General features: G+C 66.4%; 19 protein-coding genes and 1 tRNA gene. 8 read left to right on the forward strand and 12 right to left on the reverse strand.

The genetic code is table 11. The features are described from left to right. Positions 1-23 precede the first annotated feature (23 nt). Positions 24-1,010, forward strand: a complete 987-nt coding sequence (locus AB4851_RS21680; protein WP_414451395.1) for a LysR family transcriptional regulator — start codon at positions 24-26, stop codon at positions 1,008-1,010. A gap of 363 nt (positions 1,011-1,373) precedes the next feature. Here the strand turns inward: AB4851_RS21680 and AB4851_RS21685 are convergent, their stop codons facing one another. The 9 genes from AB4851_RS21685 to AB4851_RS21725 form a co-directional block, all read right to left on the reverse strand. Next, positions 1,374-1,793 carry an ExbD/TolR family protein gene (locus AB4851_RS21685; RefSeq protein ID WP_414451396.1) on the reverse strand — a complete coding sequence of 140 codons (420 nt, stop codon included), beginning with the start codon at positions 1,791-1,793 and terminating at the stop codon, positions 1,374-1,376. 13 nt (positions 1,794-1,806) lie between these two features. Further along, positions 1,807-2,541 (reverse strand): MotA/TolQ/ExbB proton channel family protein, encoded by a 735-nt coding sequence (locus tag AB4851_RS21690; RefSeq protein ID WP_414442601.1) that lies wholly within the window; start codon positions 2,539-2,541, stop codon positions 1,807-1,809. Between the two features lie 57 nt (positions 2,542-2,598). Next, the gene (locus tag AB4851_RS21695) at positions 2,599-3,306 is read right to left on the reverse strand and encodes an energy transducer TonB (RefSeq protein WP_414451397.1); all 708 of its coding nucleotides are present in this window, start codon (positions 3,304-3,306) and stop codon (positions 2,599-2,601) included. Positions 3,307-3,525: 219 nt separating this feature from the next. Beyond that, a complete protein-coding gene (locus AB4851_RS21700; RefSeq protein ID WP_414442599.1) occupies positions 3,526-3,762 on the reverse strand; it encodes a bacterioferritin-associated ferredoxin in 237 nt (78 codons plus the stop codon). A gap of 170 nt (positions 3,763-3,932) precedes the next feature. Further along, positions 3,933-4,802 carry a glutamate racemase gene (murI, locus tag AB4851_RS21705; RefSeq protein WP_414442598.1) on the reverse strand — a complete coding sequence of 290 codons (870 nt, stop codon included), beginning with the start codon at positions 4,800-4,802 and terminating at the stop codon, positions 3,933-3,935. Between the two features lie 48 nt (positions 4,803-4,850). Further along, positions 4,851-5,327, reverse strand: coding sequence for a bacterioferritin (gene bfr / locus AB4851_RS21710; RefSeq protein ID WP_414442597.1), 477 nt, complete (start codon positions 5,325-5,327; stop codon positions 4,851-4,853). Positions 5,328-5,499: 172 nt separating this feature from the next. Then, entirely contained in the window at positions 5,500-7,023 is a 1,524-nt protein-coding gene (locus AB4851_RS21715) for a fumarate hydratase (protein ID WP_414442596.1), read from the reverse strand. A gap of 71 nt (positions 7,024-7,094) precedes the next feature. Beyond that, a complete protein-coding gene (locus AB4851_RS21720) occupies positions 7,095-7,670 on the reverse strand; it encodes a TIGR00645 family protein (RefSeq protein ID WP_414451398.1) in 576 nt (191 codons plus the stop codon). Between the two features lie 181 nt (positions 7,671-7,851). After that, the gene (locus AB4851_RS21725) at positions 7,852-8,757 is read right to left on the reverse strand and encodes a DMT family transporter (protein WP_414451399.1); all 906 of its coding nucleotides are present in this window, start codon (positions 8,755-8,757) and stop codon (positions 7,852-7,854) included. Between the two features lie 344 nt (positions 8,758-9,101). On the opposite strand from AB4851_RS21725, the gene acs reads away from it, so the two are divergent. The 4 genes from acs (at position 9,102) to AB4851_RS21745 (ending at position 14,339) form a co-directional block, all read left to right on the forward strand. Beyond that, entirely contained in the window at positions 9,102-11,084 is a 1,983-nt protein-coding gene (gene acs / locus AB4851_RS21730) for an acetate--CoA ligase (protein WP_414451400.1), read from the forward strand. A gap of 142 nt (positions 11,085-11,226) precedes the next feature. After that, complete coding sequence (locus AB4851_RS21735; RefSeq protein ID WP_414451401.1) at positions 11,227-11,682, forward strand: DUF4212 domain-containing protein; 456 nt, start codon at positions 11,227-11,229, stop codon at positions 11,680-11,682. After that, entirely contained in the window at positions 11,676-13,691 is a 2,016-nt protein-coding gene (locus AB4851_RS21740) for a VC_2705 family sodium/solute symporter (protein ID WP_414451402.1), read from the forward strand. Before AB4851_RS21735 ends, AB4851_RS21740 begins: the two co-directional genes overlap by 7 nt. Before the next feature lie 384 nt (positions 13,692-14,075). Next, entirely contained in the window at positions 14,076-14,339 is a 264-nt protein-coding gene (locus tag AB4851_RS21745) for a PAAR domain-containing protein (RefSeq protein ID WP_414442590.1), read from the forward strand. Between the two features lie 173 nt (positions 14,340-14,512). Here the strand turns inward: AB4851_RS21745 and AB4851_RS21750 are convergent, their stop codons facing one another. Further along, positions 14,513-15,646 (reverse strand): PHB depolymerase family esterase, encoded by a 1,134-nt coding sequence (locus tag AB4851_RS21750; protein WP_414451403.1) that lies wholly within the window; start codon positions 15,644-15,646, stop codon positions 14,513-14,515. 271 nt (positions 15,647-15,917) lie between these two features. Beyond that, positions 15,918-16,007 (reverse strand) — tRNA-Ser (locus tag AB4851_RS21755). Between the two features lie 222 nt (positions 16,008-16,229). On the opposite strand from AB4851_RS21755, the gene AB4851_RS21760 reads away from it, so the two are divergent. Together AB4851_RS21760 and AB4851_RS21765 are read left to right on the forward strand one after the other, a co-directional pair. Further along, entirely contained in the window at positions 16,230-17,084 is an 855-nt protein-coding gene (locus tag AB4851_RS21760) for a lytic transglycosylase domain-containing protein (protein ID WP_414451404.1), read from the forward strand. 213 nt (positions 17,085-17,297) lie between these two features. Further along, positions 17,298-18,269 carry a cupin domain-containing protein gene (locus AB4851_RS21765; RefSeq protein ID WP_414451405.1) on the forward strand — a complete coding sequence of 324 codons (972 nt, stop codon included), beginning with the start codon at positions 17,298-17,300 and terminating at the stop codon, positions 18,267-18,269. A 188-nt stretch (positions 18,270-18,457) separates the two neighbouring features. Here AB4851_RS21765 and AB4851_RS21770 read toward each other — a convergent pair whose 3' ends face one another. Next, positions 18,458-19,171, reverse strand: a complete 714-nt coding sequence (locus tag AB4851_RS21770; RefSeq protein ID WP_414451406.1) for a DUF302 domain-containing protein — start codon at positions 19,169-19,171, stop codon at positions 18,458-18,460. A gap of 116 nt (positions 19,172-19,287) precedes the next feature. On the opposite strand from AB4851_RS21770, the gene AB4851_RS21775 reads away from it, so the two are divergent. Then, the gene (locus AB4851_RS21775; protein WP_414442585.1) at positions 19,288-20,733 is read left to right on the forward strand and encodes an NAD-dependent succinate-semialdehyde dehydrogenase; all 1,446 of its coding nucleotides are present in this window, start codon (positions 19,288-19,290) and stop codon (positions 20,731-20,733) included. The last annotated feature ends 281 nt before the right edge of the window (positions 20,734-21,014 follow it).

Below are 21,014 nucleotides of genomic sequence, written 5' to 3' on the forward strand. Positions count from 1 at the left end.
CGTTCTGCCATTGGAACGATGAAATGAATATCGATGCACACAATCTGAACGACCTGATGTATTTCTCGCAGATCGTCGAGCACGGTGGGTTTTCGGCCGCCGAACGCGTCCTGGGGATTTCGAAGTCGCGTCTGTCGCGCCGGCTCACGGAGCTGGAGGCGACGCTCGGCGTGCGCCTGCTGCAGCGCTCGACGCGCAAGCTGGCGCTGACCGAGGCCGGGCAGCTGTTTTACCAGCACTGCCAGGCGATGCTGGCCGAGGCGCAGGCGGCGATGAACGCGGTGCAGCAGTTGCGAGCCTCGCCGCGCGGCACGGTGCGCGTCAGCGTGCCCGTGACGCTGTCGCAGACGATGATGTCGCGGTTGCTGCCCGAATTCCTGCACCGCTACCCGGAGGTGCGTGTGCAGGTGCGCGTAACCAATCAGGTGATCGACCTGTTCGAGGATTCGATCGACATCGCGTTGCGTGTGCGTTCCGAGCCGCCGGAGAACGCGAATATCGTCGTGCGGCCGCTGTGGCGCACCGAGCAGATGCTGGTCGGCTCGCCGAGCCTGTTGGGCCAGAATGCGCCGCCGCTGGAGCCGGGTGATCTGTCGCGCTTCGAGACGCTCGACACGCCCTCGGGCGATGGCCGGCACGTCTTCAATTTGATCGCGCCGGACGGCGCGCGCCATGTGCACGAGCACGAGCCGCGTCTCGTCACGGCCGACCTGATGACGATCCGCGAGGCCGTGCTCGATGGGGTCGGGATCGCGGCGCTGCCGGAGATGATGTACGGCAATGCGTTGCGCGCCGGGCAACTGTCGCCGGTCATGCCGGGCTGGACCTTGCCGGTGCCGCGGCTCTATGCGGTGTTCGTGTCGCGGCAGGGGATGCCGCCGGCGGTGCGCTCGTTCGTCGATTTCCTCGTCGAGAAACTCGACAACGATTACCGCGAGCCGCAGTGCCCCGAGCGGGAAAAGAAGCAGCAGGCGGAGCAGGCTGCCGTGGCGGCAGCCGCGGCTGTGTGAGCGTGGATCGGTTTTGTCATTGAAGCGCCGCCTGTCATCGCGAGATTCAATCGGGGCTCGCTTGAATGCCCCGATAGCGCCGCCTATATTGGAATTCCACTTCGCGAAGGGATGTTCCGAGCGAATCCGGTGGCTGCATATATTGCCAGCCAGATAGGGCAGAACGCGCAAGTCCGTGCAGACCACGGCGTGTCGCATTGCGTTGCTCCAGGCGCCTGACGCCGCCGAAGAGCCCGCCGCCCGAAGGCGCCCGCGTGCGCATTAAAAAAGGCCTTCATCGTTCGATGAAGGCCTTTTCCATTGGTGCCGCCGAAACGAAATCATTTCGGACTGCTTGCGATGGGCGGGCGGGCCGCCGCGTGCTTATTTCTTCGCTTCGGTCACGAAGCCGAGCTTGGTCAGGCCGCCGGCCTGCGCCGCCGACATCACCTGCGCCACGTTCTCGTAGGCGATCTTGTGATCGGCGCGGATATGCAGTTCCGGCTGCGGATCGACCTTCGCGGCCTCGGCGATCTTCGCGTCGAGTTCGGTGGTGCTGACCGGCTGGTCGTTCCACGTGACCGTGCCGTCGGCCTGGATCGCGAGATCGATGGTCTTCGGCTTTTCTTCGACCTTCTGGCTGCTCGCATGCGGCAGGTCGATCTTGACCGCGTGATGGATCGCCGGAAGCGTGACGAGGAAGATGATCAGCAGCACGAGCATGACGTCGACGAGCGGCGTCATGTTGATCTCGTTCATCAGGCCGTCGTCGTCATCGTCGCCGAACGAGGTATTCATTGCCATGGTGGGCCTCCGCTCAGTTCGCGCGGGTGGTGGCGAGACGGATCGCGTCGCGCTTCTTGGCCGAGGCGAGGCTCGAACCCGTCACGAAGTAGGCGTGCAGGCCGTGCGCGAAGCGGCGCAGCTTGGTGACCACGCCCTTGTTCGCACGCGTCAGCGCGTTGTAGCCGAGCACGGCGGGAATCGCGACGAACAGGCCGAACGCCGTCATGATCAGCGATTCGCCGACGGGGCCGGCCACCTGATCGATCGAGGTCTGGCCGGTGGCGCCGATCACGAGCAGCGCGTGATAGATGCCCCACACCGTGCCGAACAGGCCGACGAACGGCGCCGTGCTGCCGATCGAGGCGAGGATCGCGAGGCCGCTTTGCAGGCGCGCGACGCCGTCGTCCATGGTGTCCTTCAGGCAGCGCGTGACCCACTCCGACACGTCCATGCGGTCGTGCAGGTGCGGCTGCGTTTGCTGATGGTGCTCGGCCGCTTCCTTGCCGGCGAGCGCCAGCGCGAGGAACGGGTTGTCCTGCGCGGAGCCCGATGCGTCGCGCAGCTTCTGCACGCCCTTGTCGAATTCGTCCGAGTGCCAGAACGATTGCTCGGCATTTTTGGTCAGGCGGCCGAGCCGCATCACGTTCCAGCCCTTGACGATGATCACGAGCCAGGAGAGCACCGACATGACCAGCAGCGTGATCGCGATGGCGCGTGTCACGAAATCACCTTGCGCCCAGACGTGCGCGATACCGTAGCTTTGCATTTCCTTTCCTTTGTTTGAATCCGGTGTAACTGAATCGGGTGTCGATCGAACGATCGATCAATCGTCGAGCGTGAAATTGAACGGGACCGTATAGCTGGCCCGCATCGCCTGGCCATCCTGCTTGTACGGCTTGCAGGTCGAGGCGCGGGCGGCGTCGAGCGCGGCGTCGTCGAGGCGCTGGAAGCCGCTGCTCTTGGCGAGCGACACGCCGCCGATCTGGCCGCCGATGTCGGTCACGAAGCGGACCATCGCCGTGCCGGTTTCGCCTCGACGCTTCGACAGCGTCGGGTAATCGGGCTTGAGGATCTGGCACGACACCGAAGCGCCGCCCTTCGGCGCCGCGATTTCGAGCGTCGGGCGCGGCGCGGGCGGGGCCGGCGGCGTAGGCGCGGCGACCGGCGCCGGCGGCGCGGGTGTCGGCGTGGGCGCTTCGATGGCGTGCGTGGACGGTGCCTGCGCAATGGGCAGCGGTGTGGGTTTGACGACCGGGCGTGGCTTCGGCGTGGGCTTCGGTACGGGTTTCGGCGGTGTCGGCGTAGGCTTGGATTCGACCGCGACGGGCTTCGGAGCGGGCTCCGAAATCAGTTGCACCGTCATGGCGGATTCGATCTTGGGCTTGGGCAGATCCTGGTCGGGCATCAACAGCGCGCCGGCGATCAGCGCCGCATGCGCGAGCACCACGATGACGGCCGCGCTGACGATACGGCGATTGAAACGAGGCGCGACCGAAACGGCGCCGGTCGGGATGGAAGTCGAGGCCTGCATGTCTGCCAGTCTAGGCGGCGACGCGCTGGGCGCCTGCCGCGGAGTAACGCATCACTTGCGGAAGATCAGCAACGAAATGCACAGGGTGGTTACGAATCCGATCAGCAATTCCATCACAGCTCCTTGGCGAATGGCCGCTGGCTAGCGATTTCCAGGCTCGCTGACGGATGATCAAACGAAAGCGCGGCCGTGAGCCGCGCGAGATAACGTTGCCGCCGCTCAGGCTGCCTTGCGTTCGTAGAACGTGATGGGCGCCGGTTGCGCGTGCGCGGTGACGCCGCAGTGGCTTTCGCAGATGCCGTGTTCGGCCATCAGTTCACGCACCGACTCCTCGCATTTGCCGCAGCAGGAGGCGACGCCGAGCTCGAACTGCAACTCATCGAACGAATCGACGCCTTCCGCGAGGGAGGCACGGATCTTTCGGTCGGACACGGACTTGCACACGCAGACGATCATGATGAACGCGGTAGCTAACGTTAATGCGAATTATTATCATTATATTTGACCGCATTGGCAAGCCCGGGTCGGGCTTTTTTGTAACTAATCCATATGCTTAGCAGGGATAAGGGAAAAAATGACCGCTCGCCGGGCCGGTGGGGTGCGGCTGCCGTTGGCGCGCGATCGACTCAGGCCGAGAGGGCCGGATCGGCGAGGTCGGCGCAGCGCGGCGACGGGATCACGACCGTTTCCGCGGCCGCGTCGAGGTCGAGCAGGGCGGCGGCGAGCGCCTGCAGGCGGTGGCCGTCGTCGGTGGAATACAGGCGTGGCGCCTGAGCCACGGTGCCGGCCGGCGCGCGCAGGCCGCGCTCGTCAAGGATGCGTGCGAGCTGGCGGGCGATGGCCGCGCTCGTGTCGATGAGGGTCAGACGATCCTGCGTCAGTTCGCGGATCGTCTTGTCCAGAAACGGGTAGTGAGTGCAGCCGAGCACCAGCGTATCGGCTCCGGCGGCCAGCATCGGTTCGAGATAGCCGGCGAGCCGCGCGCGCAGTTCGGGCGAGCCGGTGTCGCCGCGCTCGATCGCCTCGACGAGCCCATGGCCCGGCTGGCGCAGAAAGCGGCAATCGGCGGCGTAGCGCTCGATCAGCGATTCAAAGCGGGCGCTGCGCAGCGTGGCCGCCGTGGCGAGCACGCCGGCCACGCGGCTGGCCGAGGCCAGCGTGGCCGGCTTGATGCCCGGCTCGACGCCCACCAGCGGAATCGACAGTTTTTCGCGCACCACCGCGATCGATTGCGCCGTGGCGGTGTTGCAGGCCACCACCAGCGCCTTGGTGCCGCGCGCGGCCAGCCACTCGCCGATGGCGAGCGTGCGTTCGATGATGAAGGCGTCGTCGCGCTCGCCATAAGGTGCGTGGCGTGAATCGGCGACATAGATGAACGATTCGTCCGGCAGCAGCGCGCGCACGGCGCGCAGTACCGAGAGACCACCCAGCCCGGAATCGAACACGCCGACCGGAGCGGCGGTGGAAGATGCTGACGCGAAGTCGGGGCTGGGCATGGCAGGGTGAAGCGGCGGATGGCGATCCGCCATATTACGACGACGTGCTTACGTCGGCGAGCCCATCATGGTTTGCTGGTAGTTCTGGATGCCGACCTTGCCGACCAGGTCGATCTGCGTTTCCAGCCAGTCGATGTGCTCTTCGGTGTCGTCGAGGATCTTCTGGAACAGCTCGCGCGAGACATAATCGCGCACCGATTCGCAGTAGGCGATCGCATCCTTGCAGGTGCCTTGCGAGATGTACTCGAGCTTCAGGTCGCACTTGAGGATCTCTTCCGTTTCCTCGCCGATCAGCAGCTTGTGCAGGTCTTGCAGGTTCGGCAGACCATCGAGCATGAAAATGCGTTCGATCAGCCAGTCGGCGTGCTTCATTTCGCCGATCGATTCATCGTATTCGTGCTTGCCGAGCTTTTCGAGACCCCAGTGACGATACATCCGCGCATGCAGGAAATACTGGTTAATCGCGGTCAATTCATTCTTCAACTGTGCGTTGAGAAATTCGATAACTTTCTTATCGCCTTGCATGGCTATTCCTTCCTGTAACGTGGGTTCCGGACACGAAAGATAAACGTTCGAACTACGCTTGCCAAGGGCTAAAGCACTGAAAATTCGAATATTTCTGCTTAATGAGAATGATTAAGAATCAAAAAGGCCGGGTTGAAACCCGGCCTGAAAATCATTCTCAATCAGCGATGCATTATGCCGTCGCAACCGGGATTTTTCCGATCTTTGCCTGCCATTCCTTCGGGCCGGTCTGGTGCACCGACGTGCCGCTCGAATCGACCGCCACCGTCACCGGCATGTCGACCACGTCGAACTCGTAGATCGCTTCCATGCCGAGGTCCTCGAACGCGACCACCTCGGCGTGGCGGATCGCCTTCGACACCAGGTAGGCGGCGCCGCCGACGGCCATCAGGTAGGCGGCCTTGTGCTTCTTGATCGCCTCGATCGCCACCGGGCCGCGCTCGGCCTTGCCGACCATCGAGATCAGGCCGGTTTGCGCGAGCATCATCTCGGTGAATTTGTCCATGCGGGTGGCCGTGGTCGGGCCGGCCGGCCCGACCGCCTCGTCGCGCACCGGATCGACCGGGCCGACGTAATAGATCACGCGGTTCGTGAAATCGACCGGCAGCGGCTCGCCCTTGGCGATCATGTCGGCGATGCGCTTGTGCGCCGCGTCGCGGCCCGTCAGCATCTTGCCCGACAGCAGCAGCGTCTGGCCCGGCGTCCAGCCGGCCACTTGTTCCGGCGTCAGCGTGTTCAGGTCGACGCGCTGGCTGGTTTCCGTGTTCGGTTCCCAGTTGACCTTCGGCCAGGCGTCGAGCGACGGCGGATCGAGGCGGGCGACGCCCGAGCCGTCGAGCGTGAAGTGCGCGTGGCGGGTGGCCGCGCAGTTCGGGATCATCGCGACCGGCTTCGAGGCCGCGTGGGTGGGTGCCGACAGGATCTTGACGTCGAGCACGGTGGCCAGGCCGCCCAGGCCCTGCGCGCCGATGCCGAGCGCATTGACCTTCTCGTACAGCTCGACGCGCAGTTCTTCCGCCCAATCCTTCGGGCCGCGCTTGATCAGATCGTGGATGTCGATCGACTCCATCAGCGATTCCTTGGCCATCAGCATCGCCTTCTCGGCGGTGCCGCCGATGCCGATCCCGAGCATGCCCGGCGGGCACCAGCCGGCGCCCATCGTCGGCACGGTCTTGAGCACCCAGTCGACGATCGAATCGGACGGGTTCAGCATCACGAACTTCGACTTGTTCTCCGAGCCGCCGCCCTTGGCCGCGACCTGCACGTCGACCTTGTCGCCCGGCACGATCTCGTAGTGGATCACGGCCGGCGTGTTGTCCTTGGTGTTCTTGCGGGCGCCTTCCGGCGGGCTGACGATCGACGCGCGCAGCACGTTGTCCGGATGCGTGTAACCGCGGCGCACGCCTTCGTTGATCATGTCGGTGACGCCCATGGTGGCGCCTTCCCAGCGCACGTCCATGCCGACCTTGACGAAGATCGTCACGATGCCGGTGTCCTGGCAGATCGGACGGCGGCCTTCGGCGCACATGCGGCTGTTGGTGAGGATCTGCGCGATCGCGTCCTTGGCGGCCGGGCTTTGCTCGGCCTCGTAGGCGCGGCCGAGGGCCTCGATGTAGTCGAGCGGATGGTAGTAGCTGATGTATTGGAGCGAATCCGCGACGCTCTGGATCAGATCTTCCTGCTTGATGACGGTCATGGCTGTGACTCAGTGGGGACGATTGGAATGAAACGGGTGCGGCCGGTCTGGTGCCGGCTCACGGCTGGCTGTTACGCCGGCTCGCGAGGCGCGTGCGGCGCCTCGTCGAAATGCTTGGGATGCGTTTGCGTGGTCAGTCGGTCGATCCAGGCCATCACGAGCGCCGACACGAGGAACGACAGGTGGATCAGCACCTGCCACATCACGGCGCGCTCGGAGTGGGTGTCCGGATCGATGAAGGTTTTCAGCAGATGAATCGAGGAGATGCTGATCAGCGCCATCGACAGCTTGACCTTCAGCACGCCCGCGTTCACGTGGTCGAGCCATTCGGGCTCGTCCGGGTGGCCTTCCACGCCGAGCTTCGAGACGAAGGTTTCGTAGCCGCCGACGATCACCATGATCAGCAGATTCGAGATCATGACCACGTCGATCAGGCCGAGCACGGCCAGCATCACGTTGGTTTCGTCGAGCGAGGCGGCGTGCGAGAGCAGGTGCCAGACTTCCTTGAGGAACAGGTAGACGTAGATGCCTTGCGCCACGATCAGGCCCAGATAGAGCGGCACCTGCAGCCAGCGGCTCATGAAAATCAGGGCCGGGAGCGGCTTCATGCGGCGTCGGGTGTGCGGATCGGGCTGGCGTGCGGACATGGTCTGGCGGCCTGGAGTCGCGGGTATCGCGGGTGGATTCTGAAAAACGGCGCGCTATTGTAACGCGCACGTCGCGGGGCGGCGTCGAGCCGCAAGCGGCGGCCGGCTCGGGACGCGGCGGCACCGAAGGGGGGCGAGGCGTGCGGCAAGCGTGAGGCAAGCGGGCCGCCTCGCTCGCCGCTTACGACGCCGCGTTCGGCGTACTGCGCGGCTTCATGCTCGCCAGCAGGATGCCGGTGACGACGCAGGCCAGCGCGAAGCCGTGCGCGAGCGTCGGGCGCTCGCCGAGGAATGCGATGCCGTAGATGGCGGCCGAGATCGGCAGCACGGCGCTGAACACCCCGGCCAGGCTGCCCGGCACGTGGCGGATGCCGATCATCCACAGGCAGAACGAGAAGATGCTGGCCGACAGCGCATACCAGGTGATCAGCGCCCAGGTGCCGGGCGTCACGGCCGCGTAATCGAAATGCGGCAGCGCGGCCAGGCCGAGCGGCAGCATCATCAGCATGCCGAGCAGGTGCGTGTAGGCACAGATGTCGAGCGGGCGCAGCGTTTCGGTCAGGCGGCGCGACAGGATCACGTAGAACGATTCGCAGCAGACGGCGCCGAGGATCAGCAGGTTGCCGACGAGCGAGCTTTCGTGGCCCGGGGCGCTGGCCGCGGCGTGGCCGCTCTGGGCGAGGTTGATCGCCACCACGCCGACGATCGCCAGCGCGATCGACAGCAGCGCGCGACGGTTCGGCCGCTCGCGCAGGAACAGCCAGGCGAACAGCGCCACCACGGCGGGGATCGTGCTGGTGATCACGCCGGCCGCCACGGCGCTGGTGCGCTGCACGCCCATCAGCATCAGCAGCGTGAACATGAAGGTGCCGAAGAACGCCTGCAGGAACAGGTTCAGCCATTCGTCGCGGCGCACGGCGCGCATCTTCGACGGTTTCCACAGCGGCCAGAGCACCGCGTTGGCGATCACGAAGCGCAGCGTGGCGAGGATCACGACGGGCACGGCGACCACGATGGTCTTGCCGATGCCGACATTGCTGCCGACCAGCAGCATCGACAGGATGAGGATGAAGGCGTAGCGATTCAAACTGGAGTCCGGGCGTTGAGTTCAGTTAGGATTGTAGCGGCCCGCGCGGGTCGCTCAGGCCGGCGGGCGTAAGAGACAGGTAAGTTCGAGAGCTTATCGTGTCGAGACGCTCGCTCGAGCGCGGCGGCGTCGCGCGATGCGGCGCTGCAACATCCCGCAGGGCGCGCGAAGCCGGAAACACAAGTACCAACAAGCACCAATCAGACACCAGCAGTACCGTGCGCCGCCCGGCCCCGACCGGCGGCGCCTGCAGTTCAGGAGGCACGGCGCCCCGCGCGCCGTGGAAGCGGCGCATCCACACGCGCCGTCATGCAGTGAGTTTCACCTTCATCAAGGGGTTGTCGATGTCTGCGATTGAATCGGTTCTGCACGAACGCCGTCAGTTTGCTCCACCCGCCGCTGTCGAACAGGCGGCCACCATTTCCGGCATGGCCGCGTATCAGGCCCTGGTCGACGAAGCCGGTCGCGATTACGAAGGCTTCTGGGCGCGTCTCGCCCGCGAGACGCTCGACTGGCACAAGCCGTTCGCGACCGTGCTCGACGAATCGAACGCGCCGTTCTACAAGTGGTTCGAGGACGGCGAACTGAACGCGTCCTACAACTGCCTGGACCGCCACGTCGCGGCCGGCCTCGGCGAGCGCGTCGCGATCGTGTTCGAGGCCGACGACGGCACCGTCACGCGCGTCACCTACGCCGACCTGCTCGGCCGCGTCTCGCGTTTCGCCAACGCGCTCAGGCAGCGCGGCATCGGCAAGGGAGACCGCGTCGTCATCTATATCCCAATGTCGATCGAAGGCATCGTCGCGATGCAGGCCTGCGCGCGGATCGGCGCGACGCACTCGGTGGTGTTCGGCGGCTTCTCGTCGAAATCGCTGAACGAGCGCCTGGTTGACGTGGGCGCCAGCGCGCTGATCACGGCCGACGAACAACTGCGCGGCGGCAAGACGCTGCCGCTCAAGAGCATTGCCGACGAAGCGCTCGCGATGGGCGGCTGCGAGGCGGTCAAGAGCGTGATCGTCTATCGCCGCACGGGTGGCAAGGTCGCCTGGGACGACAGCCGCGACCTGTGGATGCACGAGCTGGTCGCGAACCAGTCGGACGTGTGCGAACCCGAATGGGTCAGCGCCGAGCATCCGCTGTTCATCCTGTATACGTCGGGTTCCACCGGCAAGCCGAAGGGCGTGCAGCACAGCACGGGCGGCTACCTGCTGTGGGCTGCGCAAACCATGAAGTGGACGTTCGACTGGAAGCCCGACGACGTGTTCTGGTGCACGGCCGACATCGGCTGGATCACCGGCCACACCTACATCACGTACGGGCCGCTGGCGACCGGCGCGACCCAGGTGGTGTTCGAGGGCGTGCCGACCTACCCGAACGCGGGCCGTTTCTGGAAGATGATCGCCGACCACAAGGTCACGATCTTCTACACGGCCCCCACCGCCATCCGCTCGCTGATCAAGGCGGCCGAGGCCGACGAGGCCGTGCATCCGAAGGCTTACGACCTGTCGAGCCTGCGCATCATCGGCACGGTGGGCGAGCCGATCAACCCGGAAGCGTGGATCTGGTATCACAAGAACGTCGGCGGCGAACGCTGCCCGATCGTCGACACCTGGTGGCAGACCGAAACGGGCGGCCACATGATCACGCCGCTGCCGGGCGCCACGCCCACCGTGCCGGGTTCGTGCACGCTGCCGCTGCCGGGCATCGCCGCGGCGGTGGTCGACGAAACCGGCCAGGACGTGCCGAACGGGCAGGGCGGCATCCTGGTCGTCAAGCGGCCGTGGCCTGCGATGGCGCGCACCATCTGGGGCGATCCGGAGCGCTTCAAGAAGAGCTACTTCCCCGATGAACTGGGCGGCACGCTGTACCTGGCCGGCGACGGCACCGTGCGCGACAAGGACAGCGCCTATTTCACGATCATGGGCCGCATCGACGACGTGCTGAACGTGTCGGGCCACCGGCTCGGCACGATGGAGATCGAATCGGCGCTGGTGTCGCACGAACTGGTGGCCGAGGCGGCCGTGGTGGGCCGCCCGGACGACACGACCGGCGAGGCCGTGGTCGCGTTCGTGGTGCTCAAGCGCACGCGTCCGGAAGGCGAGGAAGCGCAGCAGATCGCCAAGGCGCTGCGCGACTGGGTCGGCAAGGAAATCGGCCCGATCGCCAAGCCGAAGGACATCCGCTTTGGCGACAACCTGCCGAAAACCCGTTCGGGCAAGATCATGCGCCGCCTGCTGCGTTCGCTCGCGAAAGGCGAGCCGATCACGCAGGACACCTCGACGCTCGAAAATCCCTCGATCCTCGACCAACTGGGCGAGGTGCGCTGAACGGCCGGCCGACCGTTCATTCGGTCGGCCATCATTCGGTCGGCCATTTGTACCGCCGGGTTCCACCCGGCATGCGCCCCGGCGCGGCAATCCCGATTCAATCCCGATTGCCCGCACCGGGGCTTTTTTGTTAGATAAGCGGATGTCCGCTTCCTCGCGCCCGCCCGTGGCCCCGACGCCACCCTCGCCCTCGACGCCTTCGTCTGCGTTCCCGCATCGCATCGAGCCGCCACCGGTGCCGGCGGGGCTCGCGCGCGCCCATGCGCGCTACTGGCGCTTCAATCTGATCCTGATCGCGGTGCTGATGACGATCGGCTTCGGCGTGTCGTTCGTCGTGCCGTTTTTCGCGCCGGCGCTGGCCGGGCTGCGCTTCGCGGGTTTCAGCCTGCCGTTCTATCTCGGCGCGCAGGGCGCGATCCTGATCTATCTGCTGCTGATCGCCGTCTACGTGCTGCTGATGCAGCGCGCCGACCGCACGCTGCGGCGTGACTACGCGGCGTTCGACACAGGGCAGGGTGGCGAGCCCGAATCGGCGGAGCCGGGCGTCACACGCCACATGCACGACAAGCACACCGACACGACGGGCCGCCCATGCTGACCCACCGCCTGATTCGCGCCTACGCGCTCTATACCGTCGGCTTTCTCGCGTTCGTGCTGCTGCTCTGGCGCATCGAGCGCTCGACCGGGCCGGGCGTCTGGATCGGCTACGTGTTCCTGTTCGTGCCGATCGCCGTGTATGCCGTGATCGGCCTGCTCTCACGCACCTCGGATCTGGTCGAGTACTACGTGGCCGGGCGGCGCGTGCCATCGGCGTTCAACGGCATGGCGACCGCGGCCGACTGGTTGTCCGCCGCGTCGTTCATCGGGCTGGCCGGCTCGCTCTACGCCACCGGCTACGATGCGCTCGCCTACCTGATGGGCTGGACCGGCGGGTTCTGTCTGGTGGCGTTCCTGCTCGCGCCGTACGTGCGCAAGCTGGCGCGCTACACCATCCCCGATTTCCTCGGCACCCGCTATTCGAGCACGCTGGTGCGTGCGTTGGCGGCCGGCGCGGCGATCCTCTGCTCGTTCGTCTATCTGGTCGCGCAGATCCAGGGGATCGGGCTGATCGCCACGCGTTTCATCGGCGTCGATTTCGCGATCGGGATCTTCTGCGGGCTGGCCGGCATTCTGGTGTGCTCGTTTCTGGGCGGCATGCGCGCCGTGACCTGGACCCAGGTGGCGCAGTACGTGATTCTGATCGCCGCGTTTCTGATTCCGGTGTCGTTGATCGCGATGAAAAACGGCCTCGGGCCGCTGCCGCAGGCGAACTACGGCAAGCTCATGACGAAGGTGGAGGTGCTGGAGGCCGAGGTGCGCGATTCGGCCGACGAGCGCGCCGTGCGCGAGGCGTTCCGGCAGCGCGCGGGCGCCTTGCAGGGCCGCCTCGACCGGCTGCCGGGCTCTTACGGCGAGGCGCGCACGCAGTTGGTCGACGAACTGGCGGCGCTGCGCCGGCGCAACGGGCCGCTCAGGGAGATCAACCAGCGCGAGCGCGAGCTGGCCGAATTCCCGCGCGATCCGGCCGCGGCGCGCGTGGTGTGGGAGCAGGCCCGCGACGAGCTGCTGGCGCGCGCGGCCGTGCCGCTGCCGATGCACGTGCCATTCCCGTCGGCCACCGACGACGAGCAGCGCCCGCGCAAGCGCAACTTCCTTGCGCTGCTGCTGTGCCTGTCGCTCGGCACGGCGAGCCTGCCGCACATCCTGACGCGCTACAACACCACCACCTCGGTGGCCTCGGCGCGCCGCTCGGTCGGCTGGACACTGTTCTTCATCGCGCTGTTCTACCTGACCGTGCCGGTGCTCGCGGTGCTGATCAAGTTCGAGATCCTCGCGCACTTGGTCGGGCAGCCGTTCGCCGAGATGCCGTCCTGGGTCACGCAATGGCAGCATTTCGAGCCGGACCTGATCGGCGTGGTGGATGTGATTCGCGACGGCATCGTGCACTGGTCCGACATTCAGATGCAGCCCGACATCGTGGTGCTGGCCGCGCCCGAGATTTCGGGGTTGCCGTACGTGATGTCGGGGCTGATGGCGGCGGGCGCGCTGGCCGCGGCGCTGTCGACCGCCGACGGGCTGCTGCTGACGATCGCCAATACGCTGTCGCACGACGTCTACTACCACATGGTCATGCCCGATGCGTCGGCGCAGCGGCGCGTGACGATCTCGAAGGTGCTGCTGCTCGGCGTCGCATTGTTCGCGTCCTACGTGGCTTCGCTCAATACCGGCAAGATCCTGTTTCTGGTGGGCGCGGCGTTTTCGCTGGCCGCATCGAGCTTCTTTCCGGTCCTGGTGCTCGCCGTGTTCTGGAAACGCACCACCACGCGCGGCGCGGTGGCCGGCATGGTGACCGGATTGGGCGTATGCATCTGGTACATCCTGTCGACCTATCCGTTCTTCACGCAATTGACCGGGTTTGCCGGGCCGACCTGGTTCGGCATCGAACCGATCAGTTCCGGTGTGTTCGGCGTGCCGGCCGGGTTTGCCGCCGCGATTGGCGTGAGCTTGCTCGACAAACGGCCGGATGCTTATACCGAGGCGTTGGTGGATTACATTCGGCATCCTTGAGGCGGTGCGCGGCTGCGCTGAAGGCGGGCAAGTGGTGCGGATTTCGCTCGGCCGTCTGAAACGCGGCGAGCCGGCATGGATGACGCAAGCCGATCTCGACGCGTGAGTGGGCCATTCCGTTGATGGCGTCGTGCGCGTTATGTCTTTCCGTCATTGCTGCGCTTGAGCGAGCAGCCGCACGCGTTGACATGGGGGAGCGCGTATTCGATGCGCCGTCGTTGCCGATCATGCCGTGATGCCCCCACGATTCATGCGCTGCGGCCAGCGTGGTATTGTGGCCGGCCGCCGGATGTCGTCATCGATTCCGTGTGACGTGTGAGTGCCCGCGTTGGCCGAGAGAGCGGCCGGCGTGCGGTGGAAACTGAAAATCATGGGAGAAAACGCGTGAAAAACGTGATTCGCGTCGGCGATCCGACGAGCCACGGCGGGGTGGTCGAAACCGGCGATTCGAGCCTTTTGGTCGAAGGCAAACCGGTCGCGCGGGTGGGCGACGTGTGCATCTGTCCGATCGCCGGCCATCAGGGCTGCGTGATCGTCGAGGGCAACGAGAATTTCACGGTCGGTGGCCGCGCCGTGGCGTTCGACGGACACAAGACGAGCTGCGGCGCCACGCTGCAATCGACGCTGACGACGTTCGGCAACGCTTAGGGTTGGTTCGGCTGGCCTGTCGGATCGAGCGACCGGCTTGCCACGTATTTGCCACGTATTGCGCCGCCGCTGGGGTCGTACATGGCGCGCTGGCTTTCCACTTCTCGCATGCCGCCGAGTGCGGGCATCGCGGCAGCGCCATTCGATATCGATGATGATTCGACCGCCCGGGTTCAGCGGTCGCGTCGGCGTGTCCGGAAGAACGACCACATCAAGGCGCTCGCATCCGGCCCGCGCGCGGAGTTGAACGGCAAGCGCTCGTCGCCGCCGCTCCAGGCGTGGCCGAGGCCGCGCACCATGCATACCCGCACGATGGTGCGGCGGCTGCGGCGGTAATCCACCACCAGCCGGTCGCCGTGCTCGGCCAGCACGCGCGTGCCGTTCGTTTCGTCGCCGTTCGCGTCGAGCATCCCGTTGACCCGCAGCCACTGACGTGCCGCCTGATCGGCGTTGACCTTCGCGACCACGCCGTCGAGTTCGCCGTGCACGATCAGCACCGGCATGCCCGGATGACGCTCGACCGCCACCATGGCGTCGATCAGCGCGACCGGATCGTCGCGGCTGCCGCGTTGCATGACGTGCAGCGCGTTGATCGTCGAATGCGCGGCTCCGGCCACCGCGCCGGAATGCAGGCCGAGCGCCGCGAACAGCGACGGTTCGTGCAGCGCAAGTTGCGCGGCCAACCCCGCGCCGGCCGACATGCCGGCCAGATAGATACGCGCCGGATCGAAGCCGTGCCGTTCGATCGTCGCGCGCACCAGCGAGCCGACCGCATCCGCATCCGAGCCGGCCGCCGGCACGGGCGGATCGAACCAGTTCCAGCAGCGATGCGCATGCCGGCCGGTCGACTGCTCCGGCAGCAGGACGGAGAAGCCGTGCCGGTCGGCGAGGCGGTCGATCCGGGTGCCGAGCGCAAACGCTTCGGCGGTCTGCTTGCAGCCGTGCAGCATCACCACGAGCGGCCCGTCGTGCGCCGCGCCGGGTGGCTGGTAGAGCAGGTAGGTCAGGTGATTGACGAGCTGGCCGGGCGCGGGCCGGGCCGAGTGGAACGAGCGGGTCCAGATGCCGCGCGCTGACAGCGTGGGGTGGGCGCGTGCGGCACGTTGCGTGCCCGCCGGCTTGGCGGATTTCGGCGCGGCTGGTTTCGCGTTCGGCGTGCTGCCTGCTCGCTTGAGCGGCGCGGGTGCGCGCTTCGCCGCCGATTTCGACGGCTTGGCGGCCGCGCGGCGCTTCGGCTTGTGCGTCGCCAGCTTGGAGAACGCACTGAGCAGCTTGAGCCAGGTGCTGGCGGATCGACGACGGGGCATGATCGGGCGGCGGGGCTCGTGAGGGGCATCGTCAGTGCCGAATCGGTTGACGAGCTACGACGATACACGAGGACGGAGGTGGGTATCGGGGTGGGACGGCCGGCGTCTCGTCAATTGCTGTGAGATACCGCGAGATATTCGATGTGTCGATCCATTCGCTGGATTGGTGCACTCGAATATCCGATTATCTGGCGATAGCCGATCGGCGATCGATAAAATAAAAAACCCCGCAAATCATCGATTTTGCGGGGTTTTTTATATCAACAAATTCTGGCGGAGAGACGGGGATTCGAACCCCGGATAGGTATTAACCTATACACGCTTTCCAGGCGTGCGACTTAAACCGCTCATCCATCTCTCCAACAAGAGCGAGAGTATAGCAGACTCCTCAAGCGTCTTGCCACTCCCTCGCGGCGTTCTCCCACACGATCCGATACCGCTTCGTCTCGCTCCCATCCCGCATCCCGACGCGTTTCGCATTTCCGGCGAACGCTTCGCACCGAGCGGTTGCCACGTCGGCTCGGCCCCTACAGTGACGGCATCGCACGCTTCATTGCAGCGCCATCCATCAAGGAGGATGCCCATGTCGTTGTCCGTCGATTCCGTCGGGTCGAACAGTCTCGATTCGCTGCAGGGTTCCGGCGCCGGAAATCCGCAGGCGCTTCAGGCCTTGGCCAAGATCGAGCAGATCATCCAGGAGCTGATCGCCGCCTTGCAGATGTTCTCTAAGCTCGGGGACAACAATTCGCCATCGGCCGGCGGTGGCGGCGGAAGCGGCGGCGGGACAGGCGGCATGCCGTCGTTCCCGGACAGCGGTGGCGCCGCGCCGCAGTCGCTGGCGGCAACGCCCGGTGCAGGCTCACCCGCTGCAGGCACCGGCGACGGCAGCGCCACGGCTGCCCCGTCCACGCCGGCGGCAGCCGATTCGTCCACGCCGAGCGCCGCGGCAACGTCGGCGCCCCCGGCTGCCTCGACCGACCCGGCCGCCAGCACAGCCGTGCAATCGACGCCCGCGGCATCGGGCGGCGATATGACGCCGCAGCAGGTCGCGAGCCAGTACAAGAACGAGATCGCCTCGGCCTCGCAGGCAACGGGCGTGCCGCCCGGCATCATCGCCGGCCAGATCTGGCAGGAATCGAAAGGCATCGCCAATACGCCGGGCGGCGGCCTGATGCAGCTCGGCCCGAACGAATTCCAGAAGTACGGCGGCGGCGACATCTCCAACCCGGCCGACAATATCCGCGCCGGCGCGGCCTACATGAAGGATCTCTCGACGCAGTTCGGCGGCAACATGGGCGCGGCCCTGCGCGCCTACAACTCCGGCCCGAACGGGGTCGATCTCGCCAACCTCAATTCGACGCCGGCCGGCACCGGCGACCCGACCTACGTGCAGAAGGTCATGCAGGCCGCCCAGCAATCGGGCCTCGCCACGGCCTGATCCGCCCCGAAGCGTTGTACCCCGTCACCCGCGCGTTCGCTTTGAGCGACCGCGCGGGTGTTGCCATTGGGGACCGCCGATTTTCTGATCAGCGTAACCGACACCTCACACAAAATGAGGTATTTGGTGATATTATTTCGATAATATATGCCTATTCGTCTCATTCAATGCGACGAACAAAGCAACCTCATCCACCTCAACCGGACCTCCCCGATGGATCTGCTGAGTCGCCTGCTGGACCTGATGCCCGTCAGCGGGCAACTCGACGCGCGCTGTCATCTCGGTGCGCCGTGGCGCATCGAAGGCGCGCAGGGCACCGCGCGCGAAATCCACTATCACGTACTGCTGAGCGGCGAAGCGCTGTTCGAGGATGGCGCCGGCCCGCCGCTGACGATGCGGCCCGGCGATATCCTGATGCTGCCGTCGGGGGCGGAGCACGTGCTGCACGACGGCAGCGGCGCGCAGTCGATCCCATCGACGAAACAGTTCGTCGCCGGTTTCGAACTGGTGTCGAACCAAGGCGGCGGCGCGCCGGCCGACGTGCTTTGCGGCCGCTTCCTGCTGCCCGCTATGCCGCGCCAGTTGATCCGCGATCATCTGCCGGGCCGCTTGCTGATCCGCACGGCGAACGGGTCGAACGAGGCGGGCGACGCGCCGGCGGGCAACCGGCTGACGCGGCTCGTCGAGCTGATGCGCGAAGAGGCGAACGAACTCGGCCCCGGCAGCATGGCGCTCGTCAATCATCTGTCGGGCGCGCTGTTCGCGCTGGCGATGCGTTTTGCAAGCGAATCGGGCGAGCCGCCGCGCGGGTTGCTGGCGCTGGCGGCGCGCCCGCGCCTGCAGCCGGCGCTGTCGGCGATGTTCGACGCACCCGAGCATCCGTGGTCGCTGCCTGAGCTGGCGGCGCTTTGTCATATGTCGCGTGCCACCTTCGCGCGTCATTTCGACGAGGCGATCGGCCGTTCGGCCAGCGACCTGCTGACCGAGATCCGCATGACGATGGCGGGACGCATGCTGGCCGAGGGCACCATGGCCGTGGCGGAGATCGGCGAGCGCGTCGGCTATCAGTCGGACGCGGCGTTCCAGCGCGTCTTCAAGCGGCAAACCGGGCTGACTCCGGCGCAATGGCGTACGCAAAGCCGCGAACGCGAGCGCGGCGCACAGCCGGAAGGCGAGGTGGTCTGATTCGCGGTGCGTTACCGGCCGGCTGGCCGGCCGCCGTCCGTTACGGCACACGGCACACGGCACACGGCACACGGCACACGGCACACGGCACACGGCACACGGCACACGGCACACGGCACACGGCACACGGCACACGGCACACGGCACACGGCACACGGCACACGGCACGGCGCCGGCCGCCGATCACATCAAGCCGTGATCGCCGCCTGCAGCAGCGCCGGCACGCGCGCGAGCGGCGCGAGCAAGGCCGTGTCGTCGATGCCGTAACCGTGTTCGAGCACGCGCGCGGCATCGAGATAATCGACCTCGACGCGCCCGTCCGCCGTCTGCCGCACCACCAGCTTCAACGGCAATTCCACGGCCGCGCGCGGCTCCCGCAGCATGACCGGCGTGCCGGCCGTCGGATTGCCGAACAGGATCAGCACGGTGGGCGGCATCGTCATGCCGGCATCGGCGGCGGCCGCCGCCTGATCGATCTCGGCGAAGATCCGCAGCCCGCGTTCGGCGAGCGCGTCGCGCAGGCGCGCGAGCGTGGCGTCGAAGCCGACTCCGCTCGGCCAGGTTGTCACCGCGTCGCGGCGTGATTCATTCAGTCGATCCAGCGAATCCATGCGCATCTCCCGATGGGTCCTGCGGTTTTCCGCGAGCTTGCGCGCAAACGGCCGCAGCGCCCAGCGCCGTTCGTCTCGCCGACATGCCCGAACGTCTCGTCGTCGCGCGCTCCTGTGCAGGAAATCGTCGCGATACGTGCGGTCCCATGTCACGCAGACTTTCTCCGAACGTTGTACGCTTACGGCTTCGCGCGGATTGGCGCTGCACTGTGCCGGTGCAAGCCGCCCGGTCACGCATCGATATCCCGCCGCTTCATCCCGCAACGGCATGACACAGGTCCGGCCCGTCATGCCGTCACAGTGCGCTCCGGTTGGCAAGCCGCAACGGGCGCACGTCGCGCCGGCCGACGCGCCGGCGCACGCATGACGAATTGGCCGCTCCTTTTCTCGATCAGGTGGATACCCAGATGACGACTACGAATTACTCGGACACCCAACTTCTCATCAACGGCGAGTGGTGCGACGCCGTGAGCGGCAAGACCATCGACGTGGTCAACCCGGCGACGGGCAAGGTGATCGGCAAGGTGGCCCACGCCGGCATCGCCGATCTCGACCGTGCGCTCGACGCGGCCCAACGCGGCTTCGAGGCATGGCGCAAGGTGCCGGCGCACGAACGCGCCGGCGTGATGCGCAAGGCCGCCGCGTTGGTGCGCGAACGTGCCGACGCGATCGCGCAACTGATGACGCAGGAGCAGGGCAAGCCGCTCGCCGAAGCGAAGATCGAAGTGATGTCGGCCGCCGACATCATCGAATGGTTCGCCGACGAAGGCCGCCGCGTGTACGGCCGCATCGTGCCGCCGCGCAACCTGTCGGTTCAGCAGACGGTGGTCAAGGAGCCGATCGGCCCGGTCGCCGCGTTCACGCCGTGGAACTTCCCGGTCAACCAGGTGGTGCGCAAGTTGAGCGCGGCGCTGGCCACGGGCTGCTCGTTCCTCGTCAAGGCGCCGGAAGAAACCCCGGCCTCGCCCGCGCAACTGCTGCGCGCGTTCGTGGATGCGGGCGTGCCGGCCGGGGTGGTGGGCCTCGTTTATGGCGATCCGGCCGAGATCTCGAACTACCTGATCCCGCATCCGGTGATCCGCAAGGTCACGTTCACGGGCTCGACGCCGGTCGGCAAGCAACTGGCCTCGCTGGCAGGCCTGCACATGAAGCGCGCCACGATGGAGCTGGGCGGCCACGCACCGGTGATCGTCGCGGAAGACGCCGACGTCGAACTCGCGGTCCGGGCCGCGGGCGGCGCCAAGTTCCGCAACGCCGGCCAGGTCTGCATCTCGCCGACGCGTTTCCTGGTCCACAACAGCCTGCGCGACGCGTTTGCACAGGCGCTGGTCAAGCACGCCGAAGGCCTGAAGGTCGGCGACGGCCTGGCCGCCGGCACGCAACTCGGGCCGCTCGCCAACTCGCGCCGTCTGACGGCGATGGCGAAGGTGGTGGACGACGCGCGCAAGACGGGCGCGAAGATCGCCACGGGCGGCGAGCGCATCGGCAGCGAAGGCAACTTCTTCGCGCCGACCGTGCTGACCGACGTGCCGCTCGAATCGGACGTGTTCAACAACGAACCGTTCGGCCCGATCGCGGCGATTCGCGGTTTCGATTCGCTCGACGAAGCGATTACCGAAGCAAACCGCCTGCCGTACGGCCTGGCCGGTTACGCGTTCACGAGCGCGTTCAAGAACGTGCATCTGCTGACGCAGCGTCTCGAAGTCGGCATGCTCTGGATCAACCAGCCGGCCACGCCGTGGCCGGAAATGCCGTTCGGCGGCGTCAAGGATTCGGGCTACGGTTCGGAAGGCGGCCCGGAAGCGCTCGAGCCGTACCTCGCGACGAAGGCCGTGCAGGTCACGGCGGCCTGAGTGCGGGCTTGACACGCTGCACCGACAACGCGCCCTGCGGGGCGCGTTTTTTATGCCTGCGACCATGTGATGCCTGGCTCGGGTGAAAGATGCGCAGCCCGTGTACCGACGCGGCGTGCGGTCCGAAAATTGCTGCACCCGCAACGATGCGCCGCCGCGTGCGGGGGCCGATCTTCGATGCCCGCTTGTGCCGGCCCCTGCGTGGTTTAATGGCGCCGATCTGTTCGCGCGCCAGGCGGTAACCCCCACCGGCCGCCGCGATTCCCGCTCATCCTTTTCAT

Source organism: Burkholderia sp. 22PA0099, assembly GCF_047497165.1.
GTDB lineage: Bacteria > Pseudomonadota > Gammaproteobacteria > Burkholderiales > Burkholderiaceae > Burkholderia.